This window comes from Chroococcidiopsis sp. TS-821, from assembly GCF_002939305.1.
Taxonomy (GTDB): domain Bacteria; phylum Cyanobacteriota; class Cyanobacteriia; order Cyanobacteriales; family Chroococcidiopsidaceae; genus Chroogloeocystis.
This window is the reverse complement of record NZ_MVDI01000004.1, coordinates 122472-135728: the sequence shown is the minus strand read 5'-3', so window position 1 is coordinate 135728 and position 13257 is coordinate 122472. Positions and strand designations below refer to the sequence as shown.

Genomic DNA, 13257 nt, shown 5'->3' with positions numbered 1-13257 from the left:
CCGTTTGCCAAGGCGGGATAAATTGCGTAGGCATAAAAAAGCAGCAACGTTTAGTTTACTGCACTTAGGCGATCGCGATTCGCCTCAAAACTCATGAGTCATATTTAGTGAGTAAATCATAAAGCTATTGCCTATAAAATCACGCTTGAGCTAGATGTTTCAAGCTTATGGGAACCAAATCTGGAATAACTCTTGCTTATGCCCGAAAAAACACATACTATAATTTCTTTTCTGCACCTCTGCTACCCATTTGTATGTCGTCAATTAAAGCGAAACACCATCACTTAGCACAACGAAAGCCTGCGAAGATTTGCCGGATGTGCGGATGATACCAGTTGCGAAAGCTACAGCGTAAAGCCCAAGGACGAGTTGCCCAGCTACCACCGCGTAGGACATAATGTTGCGCGTCGAAATAAACTTGGGAATAGCCGATGTAAGGGTAATGTGTAAAACCTGGATAACCCTGAAATAGCGATGCAGTCCACTCCCAAACATTTCCTAGCATATCGTAGCAACCATAAGGACTTTGCCCATTAGGATAAGTATCGACGGGTGTTGTTCTTCCCACAGCACAGTTGTAATTACATTTTTGAGCTCCTAGTATAGTATCTCCCCAAGGATAAGTACGGCGACATTCGTGCGTAGCATCCCAACTAGCAGCTTTTTCCCATTCAGCTTCGGTTGGTAGCCGCTTACCGACAAATCGCGCATACGCTTCGGCTTCATACCAACTTACGCCATATACTGGAGAATCAGCAGTGACATTTTGCCAGTAAAGTGGGTGTGTTACTTGCGCTTGTTGCAACCATTGCCAACCAGCCTCTGACCACCATTGGGAATTTTGATAGCCGCCAGCGTTGATAAATTCCTGGTACTGTCCGCACGTAGTAGGATAACGGTCGATCCAGTAAGTATCTAAATAAACGCGATGCACCGGACGCTCATTATCCATTGCATCAACTGAATCGTTTCCCAGTTCGCAGTAGCCTGCGGGAATTTCAATCATTTCTGAAGGTGGCGCACTGGGTACATCCTGAACGCTATAGCCTGATTGAACTTTTAGCAATTCTAAGACGAAGGCGATCGTTTCACTGTGCTGACTTTCGTGCTGAATGAGCCAACGCCAGAGACGTTCTTGCTGGTCGAGGTCTGCAATTTCTAAGTATTCCAGAACTTGCGATCGCACAGTATCGAGGTAGTGTTGAACTTGTGCGAGTGTCGGTAAATTCTGGCGTTCGGCTTTTGGTAAACCATCGGCGATAAATAAGCGACCAAACTCAGGAAACAGACGGGGTCTTTTCGCGCAGTGTTCGAGTATCCACAAAGCTTCGGTATACGCAATATGACCCAAATGCCAACCTACAGGGCTAAATTCGGGATGCGCCTGACGGCAGAATGTATCGTAATCGATTGCTTGGAATAATGCGAGGGTACTGTGACGACATTGTTGTAACGCGTGTTTTAGCTGTTGTCGCTGTTGGTCTAAGATATTGGGTTGAGCTACTCGACGAGACATTTTTTTTAGAGTAGGGAAGAATTAAGTTTTAGGTTTTGGCTTCTATAGTTGAGCTATCTGAACATTCAAGTCTTTGCCTACCGTGAGAAGACTTTGCTCAGGAACAGGATTCCAATCACCCGCAAACAAAGGTTCTGAAGCAATGATGACTGACTCTGGATACGTTGGATCGTCGCGTAGCCAATAAAGTGAAGGTGTTTGCGTGTTAGTCGCAAACCGCGAAGCAACTAGCTGCTGTCCGTCACTGATAACCATGTTGGCGGATGCGGTAATGTTATACAATTTCGTTAATTGATCTAGTGTAAGTAAAGCATTTTGCAGTGCTTGTGTGAGTGTAGCACTAGGGTTTTTGTGTAATTCTTCAATCACCAATGCGAAAAAGTGTTCGGAGTCGGTGCTACCTTTAATTGATTTATACGCCACATCACTTAAGCGATCGCGTAATGGTCTAGCGAGTGTCTCGCGAAAATTTTCGATTCGACCGTTATGAATGCACAATAACTGCTGATAATCAAAAGGTTGACAATTACTGAGATCTACCGCTTGACCTGCTGTTGCACTGCGTACCGTCCCTAAGATGCATCCTGATTCGATATAGCGTCCCAAACTCGAAAGATTCGTGTCGTTCCAGATTGGCAGTACATTTTTGTATGTAAACGGATTCGTTTCCTTTTGTGCGTGATACCAACCAATTCCGAATCCGTCAGCATTGAGTAGTCCCGAATTCATCTCGCGCGGCTGATAACTTTGCACAATCAATGAGTGTTCTGGCTTAGTTAATATGCGGTCAAGTAAAATCGATGAACCTAGATAAGCAAGCAAACGGCACATAAGTAAAGCTGTGTTAGTTGTAACAATGCTTCACTATTGTAAGCACGGGTTGTCTAGGGATTAATCAATCACTCTTGCTTTTAAGGATTTTTGCCATCGCTCAGTTTCAGAAGGTGCGTGCTGATATGCTTGATGAATCAAGTCAGCGACTAAACCTGTCCAACCTGTTTGATGATTTGCTCCTAGTCCTGCGCCATCATTGCCATTAAAATATTCATGGAATAAAATCCAATTTTGCCAATGCGGGTCGTTTTGGAACTTCTCGATTCCGCCAAACACAGGTCTACGCTGTCCTGAACGTAGAAATATCCGCATTAATCGCTGTGATAACTCGGTAGCTACTTCTTCTAGGTTCATGTATCTACCTGATCCTGTAGGACACTCTACGGTGAACTCATCGCCTAAATAGTTATGATACTTTTGCAGCGATTCAATAATTAGGAAATTCATCGGAAACCACACAGGACCGCGCCAATTGGAATTTCCGCCAAACATTCCACTTGTAGACTCTGCTGGCTCATAATCTACGCGATACTGCGCATTTCCCGCATCAAAAATGTAGGGATTTTTTGCATGAAACTTAGAAAGCGAGCGAACACCATAATCGCTCAAAAATTCAGTTTCATCTAACATTTTTTGGAGAATTAATCGTAACTTATTCTGATTAACAATTGCAAGTAATCGTCTTTCTCCTACACCTTCTGCTTCCATGCAAGCAATGTTCCTAGTTAAATTCGAGCGATTATTAATAAACCACTCAAATCGTTTCTTAAAACCAGGAAAAGCATCTAAGGTTGCTTGTTCTAGAACTTCTACGCCAAAAAGTGGTACCAGCCCAACCATCGAACGAACTTTGAGATGAACTCGCTCATTATGGGGAAAGTGTAAAACATCGTAGTAGAAATTATCATTATCGTCCCATAAGTGGACATCAGTACCGCCGATGTGATTCATCGCATCAGCAATGTAAAGAAAGTGTTCAAAAAACTTACTGGCAATATCTTCATAAGGGGGATTATCTTTGGCTAATTCAAGCGCGATCGCCAACATATTTAAACAATACATCCCCATCCAACTCGTACCATCCGATTGGTCGAGATATCCTCCTGTGGGTAGTTGCGAACTTCGGTCAAAAACTCCAATATTATCTAAACCCAAAAAGCCACCTTGAAAGACATTATTGCCTTCTTCATCTTTACGATTTACCCACCAAGTAAAATTCAAAAGTAATTTCTGAAATACGCGTTCGAGAAAGTCTTTATCTGCACGTCCATACATTTGTTTTTCAATTTGGTAGACGCGCCAAGTTCCCCAAGCGTGAACAGGAGGATTAACATCGCTAAAATGCCATTCATACGCAGGCATTTGTCCGTTAGGATGTAGATACCATTCGCGAGTTAGACGATCCATTTGACGCTTAGCAAAATCAGGATCGATCATCGCTAGCGGTATAACATGAAAAGCTAAATCCCAAGCGGCAAACCAAGGAAATTCCCATTTATCAGGCATCGAAAGAATGTCGTCATTAAATAGATGAATCCATTCTTGATTGCGTTTGTACGTTCGCTGTGGTGTAGGCTGAGTCGGATCGCCGTTTAACCAATCTTCAATGACGTAATGATAAAACTGCTTTGTCCAAAGTAAGCCAGCAAAGGCTTGACGCTGTACGCTTTGCGCGTCAGGGTCGCTAACGTTAGGAGAAATACGTTGATAGAACTCGTCAGCTTCGTGTTGACGTGTTGCAAAAATTTGCTCAAATTCTTCTCCAAAAGGCGCGGTTAAATTTGATGTATTGCAAAGTCTTAAGCAAACAACTTTTTCTTGTCCTGCACCGATACTTAATACATAGTAAGGAGAAACTTTTGTTCCTACTCGATCGGGGTTAACCGCTTCTTTCTTACCACGAACAACGTAATCATTGATACTATCTTTTACATAAGGTGATTTATTAGGTTCGCCAAATAATCTTTCGTAATTAGTTTCGTTTTCCGTAAATAAAAGTTCTGTAGCTGCTTCGCAATACAGCCATCTTTCACCTAATGTTGGATGTGCAGCTTCAACGATGCTAAATGTGTTTGATTTAAGTTCCTTTAAAAGAGGTTTTTGGCTATTTTCTTCCCACGACCAGGTATTCCGAAACCATAATGTTGGAAGTAAGTGTAGTGTTTTTTCTTCGGAACTGCGATTAATAACTTTGATTTTAATTAAGATATCTTCGTCGGAGTTCTTGGCATATTCGACGAAGACATCAAAGTAGCGATCGCCATCAAAGATTCCTGTATCGAGTAATTCAAACTCTGGGTCGTGATAGCCACGACGCTGGTTTTCTTGAACTAATTCAGCATAGGGAAAGGCTTGCTGCGGATACTTGTACAAACACTTCATATAAGCATGAGAGGGCGTGTTGTCAAGATAAAAGTAATACTCTTTAACATCCTCGCCGTGATTGCCTTCAGGTCCCGTCAAGCCGAAAATACGTTCTTTAAGAATTGGATCGACACCATTCCAAAGCGCGATCGCAAAACACAAGCGCTGGTGATTATCCGAAATTCCGGCAATGCCATCTTCTCCCCAGCGATAAGCACGGGAGCGAGCATGATCGTGAGGAAAATAATCCCAAGCTGAACCAGTCGCGCTGTAATCTTCCCGCACTGTTCCCCATTGACGTTCGCTCAAATAAGGTCCCCAACGTCGCCAATAGGCTTTACGCGTTCGGTCTTCTTCGAGTCTGATTTCTTCTTGAGTCATCAGCGTCGCTCCGTGAATGCTTATTCTATCTTCTCAGATTCGTTCCTTCTAGGTCAGCACCTTGGAGATTTGCCCCATCAAAGTTAGCTCCTTGTACGCGAGCGTCTTCCAAGTCTGCATTTTGCAAGTTAGCATTCTGGAAATTGGCATTTTGGAGATTAGCCTCTTCTAAATCAGCGCTTTGAAGATTTGCATTAGAGAGATTTGCCGCTTGTAAATCTGCTCGTTCTAGGTCAGCATCTCTTAAGTTAGCTTGCTGTAGATTTGCCTCGCGTAGATTTGCTCTTTCCAAGTCAGCGTTTTGGAGATTAGCACCTTGAAGATTCGCGCCTTGTAAGTTTGCGTCTTCTAAGTTGGCGCTTTGCAGATCTGCACCACTTAGGTTACATCCCGGACATTGTCTAGTATTGAGTAACCGTTGTACGTCAGAAGATTGTGTTGGTGCTTGTGCTACTGGTTGCGTTGGTGCTACTTGTTCTACCGGTTGTGTTGGAGGCTGTGCAACTGCTTGAGGCTCTTGCGTTGACGTTCCAGTATTGCAGCCAAAAAGACCTAAGGCTGTCACCCAAAGAATTGATGTTCTTGTAATTAATTTATTCATAGCTTATTGATTCCTCCTCATGCTCATTCAATCTGTTATTCTGCGCCTCAATTAAATTACCGATTTTGATTAGCGCGAATAGTTCCTTCTAAATCGGCTCCTTGCAAATTAGCTCCATCGAGGTTCGTTCCTTGCAGATTTGCATCTTCTAGATCGGCGCTTCGCAAGTTAGCGTTTCGTAAGTTTGCATTTTGTAAGTTTGCCTCTTGTAAGTCTGCATCGCTCAAGTTTGCTTGTTGTAAGTTAGCACCTTGAAGATTAGCCTTTTCCAAGTCAGCATTCTGTAGATTGGCTCCTTGAAGATTAGCGCCGCTCAGGTTTGCTTGTTCTAAATCGGCATTTCGCAGGTTAGCACCACGAAGGTTGCAGCCAGGACATTGTTTGGTGTTGAGTAACCGCTGTACTTCAGGGGATTGTTGCGTTGATTGTGCGATCGCTTGGGGTATGTTGAGTACAGATCCGAATACAAAACCTAAAGAACTTAGTGCAATAGTTCCTACAAGCGTTGTTTTCGCAGCGAACCGATTCATTTGTCCCTCCTCACAGTAATTGTTTTTACCAATCCTGCCAAAAGTACGGAGGTTTTAGCATCTACCTTTATGCCGACCAAGCTTCGCGAAAATCTGCATAAAGTGTGAGTCCGCCGTCTACAAATAGAGTTTGTCCGGTAATATATGCAGCTTCACTTGATGCCAAAAAAGCGACTGCTGCTGCCATTTCTTCAGAAGTTCCCGCACGCCCCATCGGAATATGACTTTCTACTTCGGCTTTCTTTTCTGGGTCGTCTGTCCACGCTTCATTAATGGGAGTAATTGTTGCTCCAGGTGCTACAGCATTGACACGAATACCGCGATCTGCATACTCCAAAGCTAAAGTTTTTGTCAGATTTTCCATCCCGCCTTTACTAATGGAGTAGCTGACATACATTGGTCGCGGAATAATCTCATGAACGCTAGAGATATTAATAATAACTCCTTGACGATTTTGCGCTAGCAAGTGCTTGATTGTTTCGCGCGCGCAAAGATAAGCACCGCGTAGGTTAACTGAAATTACCTTATCGAAATCATCTGTTACAACTTCGTGTGATGGACATTCTGTTTGAATTCCAGCGTTGTTGACAAGAATATCCAAACTACCAAGTTGTTCAACAACAGTATTAACCATGCGGATAATGTCTTCTTCTTTAGAGACATCACCTTGTACGGGTAGTGATTTGACGCCACAATTTTCAATATCACCACAAGCTTTCTGCATCATCTGTTCTTCGGTTTCTGCCGCATCCTCTGGGCTTTTGCGGTAGTTGATGGCGACATTCACTCCTTCTTGGGCGAGGCGAATTGCGATCGCTTGACCGATACCCGAAGTTGCACCAGTCACCAAAGCATTTTTTCCTTTAAGACCTTGCATACGCGTCAACCTTTAATCAAAATGCTAAAAAAAATGCGGGTGTACCGCACCGCAGTACACCGCTCATACTATGTCACTTATAGGTTAAGACCTGGGGGAAGAATGACGCTATCAATTGCATGAATAACGCCATTGCTTGCTTGAATGTCGGGTTCGGTTACTGTCGCATCATTAACTCTAACTTGGTCAGCAGCATCATCAACTTGCACGTTAATGGGACTACCTTCTGCTGATGCTACCTCTCCTGACTGCAATTGATCTGAAGTAACTTCTCCGGGAACTACGTGGTACTGCAAAATTCTTCTGAGCGTTTCGCGATTTTCCGGTTGTAGCAATTCCTGGCGCGTTGATTCTGACAAGCCAGCAAACGCTTCGTTGGTTGGTGCAAAGACTGTGAAAGGTCCTTCACCTTCAAGCGTTTCGGTCAAATTCGCAGCATTCACTAATTCGGTTAAAGTACTAAAGCGAGGGTCGCCGCTGGCAACATTAACGATAGAGTCTGTTGCTTCTGTCGTTGGTGTTGTAGGAGTTGTTTGATCGGCAGGTGTTTCGCCTGGTGCGGGAGTAATTGTCGGAGTCGCTTCTGGTGCTGGCGATACCTGTGTTGTCGTAGTTTCTGGACCGCACGCTGCTAATACAGGGAGAATTGCGATTCCACCTAAAATTCCAGCAAATTTTCTCAGTGTAGATTTACGATTGTTCGTTTTCATGAGATGCTCCTGATTGTTGCTTCAAGTTGTTAGTAGCTAGTTGTTAATCGCCCTTCATCAATTACTACGCACTAGTTGCTTCCCGTTATTGCAAGTTTGCGGGAACATTTTCTGGTACAGTCCATAGGTAAAGCGTATGTTGGCGACTTGGTCCTTGGACGCGAACGACTTCGTCTGGTTGCCACTCACCCATATCAAAGTCGTGGGAGACAATGCGAGTGCCTGGTCTTAACTCTTGTAGTAACTTGGGACGTAACTTGATGTTGATATCTGGTAACAGATAGAGCGTGACTACAGTAGCGTCCTGTAAATCTGTTTGAAATAGATCTTGTTGGATAAACTGGACGCGATCGCTTACGTTGGCAGTATCGGCATTTTGACGGGCACGTTGTACAAGTTCGGGATTAATTTCGATTCCATAAGCCCTACTTGCACCAAACTTTTGGACAGCAGTAATAGGAATTCTACCGTCACCACTTCCTAGATCGTACACTACATCGTTGCTAGTGACATTTGCCAACTGCAACATTTGGTCTACGACCTCTTGCGGAGTCGGCACATAAGGTACGTCAGGTGCGCGTTCTTGCGGTTGAGTCGGCGCAGTCGCAGGCGCAGGTGATTGCGTTTGAACTGTGGGCGCTGGTTGTTGTGCTTCTACTTCAAATTGACGTTGTTGCTCGCACCCCGCAATGAGTAAGCTACCCGCCCCTATACCTGCTACTAATAAACTTTTGATCGTTTGCTGCATATACTCAATTTCTCCTTTTGATACCAATTGGATTGATGTTTGCTCTGTACAAACGTTCAACAATCTTTTCGCGAGCGGTTTCAAAATCCAAAATTGGTACTACTTGCTCAAGTTTGTTGCTGGCGAGTCCAAAACAACAGTGGTATACCCGATATAACGACAACTAAACCGAGTAGCGCTCCAATTCCGGTATAGGTCACGCTAGAGTAAAGCAAATAGATACAAATGATACAAAAAACGAGCGGGGTGACAGGATAAAACGGCACTTGGAAAGGTCTACGCAGATGTGGTTCGCGCTGTCGTAGGACAAAGATAGTCATAACAGAGAGTAAAAAAAAGAACCAGAATATCGGCGCTGTATAGTCCACCATCGTCTCAAAGCCATTGCGCGGAGCTAGCGTTCCAAACAACACCAGTAATAAGGAAATTGCTCCTTGGACGAGTAAAGCAGCTGCTGGAGTATTACTACTTGTTCGCCAACGACCGAGAAAGGCAAATCTAGCAAAATCTTGCCCCAAGGCATGATTCGTACGCGCACCCGTAAAAATGGTGGCATTGGTAGCACCTAAAGTAGAAATCGCGATCAGAAAACTGATAAACACTGCCCCAGGCGTTCCGAAGGCACCGCGCATCAAATCGGCAGCAACAGCTTGTGAACCGGCGGTACCAGCAAGACCCAAACCACGCAGATATGCAAGGTTAATGAGCAAATAAATTGCTGTAATAATTCCCAGACTCCATACGAGCGATCGTACCATGTTGCGTCGGACGTTACGGATCTCCGCAGAAATATAAGCCGCCTCGTTCCACCCACCATATGACAGCAACACAAAAATCATGACTAGTCCTAAACTACTTTCGCTAGAGATCGTCGCTGGTTGCGGAGGTTCAATCGTTGCAGCTAAACCAACAGCTACCACAAGTAACAATCCTAAAACCTTGGCGGCGGTCAACCAATTCTGTGCCACTTTGCCTTGTTGTACGCCAACTATATTCAAACCAGTTAATAGAGCGATCGCCAACCCTGCATAAATTGAAGGTGAATAAGTTCCCAGACGCAATAGCTGTGAAGCATAGTCACCAAAGACAAATGCTAGCAAAGCAATCGAGCCAGTTTGAATCACTGTCATGCGCGCCCAAGCGAATAAGAAAGCAACAGGTTTGCCAAATGCCCGTAACAAGTAATAGTAATTACCACCCGTGTGCGGATAGGTTGTTGCTAGCTCGCCATAGCATAGTGCGCCAAGTAAAGATATTAGTCCTCCCAAAACCCAAGCTCCGAGCGCAACGACCCCATTACCGCTATTTGCAGCAACCAGCGCAGGTGTTTCAAAAATTCCAGCACCGATGACGATACCAACGATAATTGCGATCGCATCTCCAAAGGCTAGTGCTGGTTTAGGTGCCGTTGCAGTACTTGCTAGTCTTTCTTGATGTAAGCTGTGTTCCCGTTGCTCCACTATAAATTTTGTCCCAAGCGGTTTCTCTTACCTGGTATGTTCCGATTGCTATAAGTACCACCAAAGATTTATCACTGGCTAATTTTGCACTGGAGTATTGCCTCTACTTCTTGCTCCAGGAGCGCGGTTTGGACCACCAGCCCAAGGCGGCGGACCTTGTGCGGGGCGAATTTGAATAACTGTACCGTCGGCTCTCGTAATCGAGAAAGCATCAAATTCACCACCTCTTCCTAGTTCGCCGTTGACGGTAACTTGTTCTCCTGGAGAAACGTCGATCTCCTGCCACCACCGCGGTCCAGCATCGACTACGATCTGCCCTGAGTCATCCTCTAGGATGAAGTCGTTGCCAACAACGCTTGTCACTCGACCAGATATTGTTATTCCAGGAGGACGTTGCTGTAGATCGCCGATTCGGGTTTGCGATCGCGCTATAGTAGGTAGTCCTAATGTGGAAACTGACGCTACTATAGCCAAGCCAATTAGAAAATGCCTGTTCATAGCTGATTTCCTCATCTTGTCAATATTGTCAAAGCTAAATATGACAGTAGAGTGACAGCAACATGAACATTGAGTGACGCAATTAATTGAGTAGGCAATCCCTAAGCGCGTATAACACGGCTAAAGGCAACTTAGGGATCTACCTAAGAGGGTTTAGAAGTTGTAGCCGACTCCAATGAGTAATCCAACTTCGGTATCGTCAATAAAACCAATGTTGATACCCGCAGTTGCTGTGAACTGTTCTGTCAATGGTACGTCAACACCACCACTAATCAAAGCACCCGCCGTGCTATCTTGACCTGTAGATATTGCAATTCCTGCACCTATATAGGGAGCCACGTTAAGTTGCGCTGCGGCTATTCCTGTTTCGGCAGGTGGAAAATCGGCAGTAATCGGGACAGCGATTACAGTGTTATCTCCAAAGAATGCTGCTGGTCTAATTGAGAAAGTTTCAGTCAAACCAATCTTACTATAGACAGCAAAAGCACCTTCACTCAAAGTGGTAGCTCCACCGAAGCCAATATTGCCACCAACACCAATGTAGCTAGCACCGCCACGCGTTGCTGTACCAGGTACAATTGCAGGTTCTACAGTTGTATCTGGAGGTGCGGTATCGGGCACTTGTTGCGGTGTTGTTGGTTGTGGGAAGGTGGGGTCTGGTGTCACTCCTGGCGCTGGCTGTGTTTGTGTTGGTCCTGGGAAGGTGGGGTCTGGTGTCACTCCTGGCGCTGGCTGTGTTTGTGTTGGTCCTGGGAAGGTGGGGTCTGGTGTCACTCCTGGCGCTGGCTGAGGTTGCACGAGGTTTGGACTAGTGCCTGGCGTCGTGGTCGTGCCATCCGGGCTTGGTGTTGTTTGATTTAAAGGATTTGGTGGGGCTGACTCAATTTGGTCATCAATGTCGCCTTGCGTCGGTCCTAGGTTATCTAGGTTAGCCTGACTCAACATGATGGAACCATTGCCATCTGTACCAGGCGCATTTCCACCTACCAGTGCAGACGCTGAAGTTGAAACATTGCTGTTTGCATCTGCAGTTGTTTGCACATCATAATTAACGGCTTGAGCCTGAGCTGATACTGCACTAGTAACAATCCCTACCGCTGTAAGACTTGCTACAAGTGAAGCACGCCTGAACAAAATGGTTTTCATACGTTATTCCTTAGTATTCCTTACATTGACCTCAGTGATTCAGGGTGATAGACTGGATTGACTATCTTCAGTCTTCCTGACAAATGTGACGTAAATGTGACAAAAGCTTGGTATCAAAAAGATTTCTGCCAAAAGTTATACTTGCGTTTCGCAGAGAATTTAGGTCTCTACCAGAAAGAATACGCAAAAGGTTTTATAAAACTCACTGTAGCTTTTATATTCTGCTCCTCACTCCTCAAATCGTCTACAATCGAGTAACAATTGTTAACTAGATTTAATAGCAATTCTGATACTATTACAACATTTTGTTGCTTTTTGGATCTACGCTACGGTATCTAATTAAGTTATTAAATACATTAATTTGGTATCATTAATAATCTAAAATGAGTTGTGCGAGTGTAGTAACCGCGATTTCTGATGAAATTCCTGACTGCGATCATGTTATGAGAAAAGCAATGTAACCTCACTTAAGATGAGGTGAGGATTGAACGCGCATGGGCTGGCTATCACAAATTTTAGGAACAGGATTAGTCGTTTTAGCACTTGCAGATATTTACATGACTGTTTTGTACCCCAGAGGTGAAAGGGGTATTCTTAGCGTGCTGCTAGCGCGCGGATTGTGGCAAGTTTTTTGCTTCGGCGCTAGATTTATACGCCAGCGCGATCGCATTCTCTCGTACATGGGACCCACGCTGCTGGTTGTCACAATTGCTGTGTGGATCTTTTTACTTATTTTAGGGTTTGCTTCAATTTATTGGCCTGCACTAGGTAATGAAATTCAAATGGAAGGCAAAGCGACTCCGACAGATTTTGCGACAGCAATTTACTATAGCGGCTACTCACTCGTCACATTGGGAACTGGCGATATTACACCTCGAACAAGTACTTATCGTTTGCTAATGATCCTTGAATCGATGCTTGGCTTTTCTGTGTTGACAATTAATTTGACTTTCTTACAGTCAGTGTATAGCCAGCTGATGCAACGCAATATTTTTGCCTTGAGTCTTCATCATCGTACGGGAAGAACCGCAGACGCTGCAGTGATGCTTGCACGCATGGGTTCGAGTGGAAGCTTTGATAGTAGTACTCGCCAAGATCTTACGGACATAGCTCAAAACTTGTTGAACTTACTGGAGTCTAATCATTCCCATCCAGCGTTAGGTTATTTCCGCTTGCAGGAAAATTACTATGCGTTAGCACGAGTTATTTTTGTTGCAATGGATACAGTAACGCTGATTAAAAGCGCGCTTGACGAACATAGCCATCACTCGTTGATTGCTTCAGCAGCAGTCAAAAATCTAGAAGAAAGTGGAATGCAATTTTTAGCTGAGTTGTTTGAGTTGTTTCTTCCAGTTAATGCTACGCGCTTAAGGATGCAATCCGAACAAATGTGGCGATCGCGCTATTACAAGGCAATTGCCCACTTGGCTGCACAGGGAATTGCCACAACGTCTGATGTAGAGGCTGGTGCAGATCTATATGTGGCGCTACGTCGTCAGTGGAACCCTGGTATAGTTGCGCTAGCAAGCTATTTGGAATACGAGTGGAGTGCGATCGCACCTCCTGATTTTGGATGATTGCTTAGAGGAGCA

At 44.5% G+C, this 13257-nt stretch carries 12 protein-coding genes; 1 reads left to right on the top strand and 11 read right to left on the bottom strand.

What is annotated here, in order from left to right:
- Window positions 1-280: 280 nt before the first annotated feature.
- From egtB to B1A85_RS13550, 11 genes are all read right to left on the bottom strand, one after another.
- A complete protein-coding gene (egtB, locus tag B1A85_RS13600; RefSeq protein WP_104547451.1) occupies window positions 281-1516 on the bottom strand; it encodes an ergothioneine biosynthesis protein EgtB in 1236 nt (411 codons plus the stop codon).
- A gap of 42 nt (window positions 1517-1558) precedes the next feature.
- Window positions 1559-2347: an ergothioneine biosynthesis protein EgtC gene (egtC, locus tag B1A85_RS13595; RefSeq protein WP_104547450.1), complete on the bottom strand. Its 789-nt coding sequence runs from the start codon at window positions 2345-2347 to the stop codon at window positions 1559-1561.
- A gap of 60 nt (window positions 2348-2407) precedes the next feature.
- Window positions 2408-5095: a glucosidase gene (locus B1A85_RS13590; RefSeq protein WP_104547449.1), complete on the bottom strand. Its 2688-nt coding sequence runs from the start codon at window positions 5093-5095 to the stop codon at window positions 2408-2410.
- A 25-nt stretch (window positions 5096-5120) separates the two neighbouring features.
- Window positions 5121-5696, bottom strand: coding sequence for a pentapeptide repeat-containing protein (locus B1A85_RS13585; protein WP_104547448.1), 576 nt, complete (start codon window positions 5694-5696; stop codon window positions 5121-5123).
- A gap of 56 nt (window positions 5697-5752) precedes the next feature.
- Window positions 5753-6226: a pentapeptide repeat-containing protein gene (locus B1A85_RS13580; RefSeq protein WP_104547447.1), complete on the bottom strand. Its 474-nt coding sequence runs from the start codon at window positions 6224-6226 to the stop codon at window positions 5753-5755.
- Between the two features lie 67 nt (window positions 6227-6293).
- Window positions 6294-7103, bottom strand: a complete 810-nt coding sequence (locus B1A85_RS13575; RefSeq protein WP_104547446.1) for an SDR family oxidoreductase — start codon at window positions 7101-7103, stop codon at window positions 6294-6296.
- A 77-nt stretch (window positions 7104-7180) separates the two neighbouring features.
- Window positions 7181-7813 carry a fasciclin domain-containing protein gene (locus B1A85_RS13570; protein ID WP_104547445.1) on the bottom strand — a complete coding sequence of 211 codons (633 nt, stop codon included), beginning with the start codon at window positions 7811-7813 and terminating at the stop codon, window positions 7181-7183.
- Between the two features lie 85 nt (window positions 7814-7898).
- Window positions 7899-8561 (bottom strand): methyltransferase domain-containing protein, encoded by a 663-nt coding sequence (locus tag B1A85_RS13565; protein ID WP_104547571.1) that lies wholly within the window; start codon window positions 8559-8561, stop codon window positions 7899-7901.
- Between the two features lie 107 nt (window positions 8562-8668).
- Window positions 8669-10021, bottom strand: a complete 1353-nt coding sequence (locus B1A85_RS13560; RefSeq protein ID WP_104547444.1) for an APC family permease — start codon at window positions 10019-10021, stop codon at window positions 8669-8671.
- 78 nt (window positions 10022-10099) lie between these two features.
- Window positions 10100-10519, bottom strand: a complete 420-nt coding sequence (locus tag B1A85_RS13555) for a DNA-binding protein (RefSeq protein WP_104547443.1) — start codon at window positions 10517-10519, stop codon at window positions 10100-10102.
- Window positions 10520-10672: 153 nt separating this feature from the next.
- Entirely contained in the window at window positions 10673-11665 is a 993-nt protein-coding gene (locus tag B1A85_RS13550; RefSeq protein ID WP_104547442.1) for a hypothetical protein, read from the bottom strand.
- A gap of 494 nt (window positions 11666-12159) precedes the next feature.
- Between B1A85_RS13550 and B1A85_RS13545 the strand changes: the two genes are divergently transcribed.
- Complete coding sequence (locus B1A85_RS13545; protein WP_104547441.1) at window positions 12160-13242, top strand: potassium channel family protein; 1083 nt, start codon at window positions 12160-12162, stop codon at window positions 13240-13242.
- Window positions 13243-13257: the final 15 nt, after the last annotated feature.

Bases quoted from the DNA above. Each gene is read 5' to 3' on its own strand.
- B1A85_RS13555 (WP_104547443.1), bottom strand. From the start codon at position 10,519: ATGAACAGGCATTTTCTAATTGGCTTGGCTATAGTAGCGTCAGTTTCC.
- B1A85_RS13570 (WP_104547445.1), bottom strand. From the start codon at position 7,813: ATGAAAACGAACAATCGTAAATCTACACTGAGAAAATTTGCTGGAATT.
- B1A85_RS13565 (WP_104547571.1), bottom strand. From the start codon at position 8,561: ATGCAGCAAACGATCAAAAGTTTATTAGTAGCAGGTATAGGGGCGGGT.
- egtC (WP_104547450.1), bottom strand. From the start codon at position 2,347: ATGTGCCGTTTGCTTGCTTATCTAGGTTCATCGATTTTACTTGACCGC.
- B1A85_RS13585 (WP_104547448.1), bottom strand. From the start codon at position 5,696: ATGAATAAATTAATTACAAGAACATCAATTCTTTGGGTGACAGCCTTA.
- B1A85_RS13580 (WP_104547447.1), bottom strand. From the start codon at position 6,226: ATGAATCGGTTCGCTGCGAAAACAACGCTTGTAGGAACTATTGCACTA.
- B1A85_RS13575 (WP_104547446.1), bottom strand. From the start codon at position 7,103: ATGCAAGGTCTTAAAGGAAAAAATGCTTTGGTGACTGGTGCAACTTCG.
- B1A85_RS13545 (WP_104547441.1), top strand. From the start codon at position 12,160: ATGGGCTGGCTATCACAAATTTTAGGAACAGGATTAGTCGTTTTAGCA.
- egtB (WP_104547451.1), bottom strand. From the start codon at position 1,516: ATGTCTCGTCGAGTAGCTCAACCCAATATCTTAGACCAACAGCGACAA.
- B1A85_RS13590 (WP_104547449.1), bottom strand. From the start codon at position 5,095: ATGACTCAAGAAGAAATCAGACTCGAAGAAGACCGAACGCGTAAAGCC.
- B1A85_RS13550 (WP_104547442.1), bottom strand. From the start codon at position 11,665: ATGAAAACCATTTTGTTCAGGCGTGCTTCACTTGTAGCAAGTCTTACA.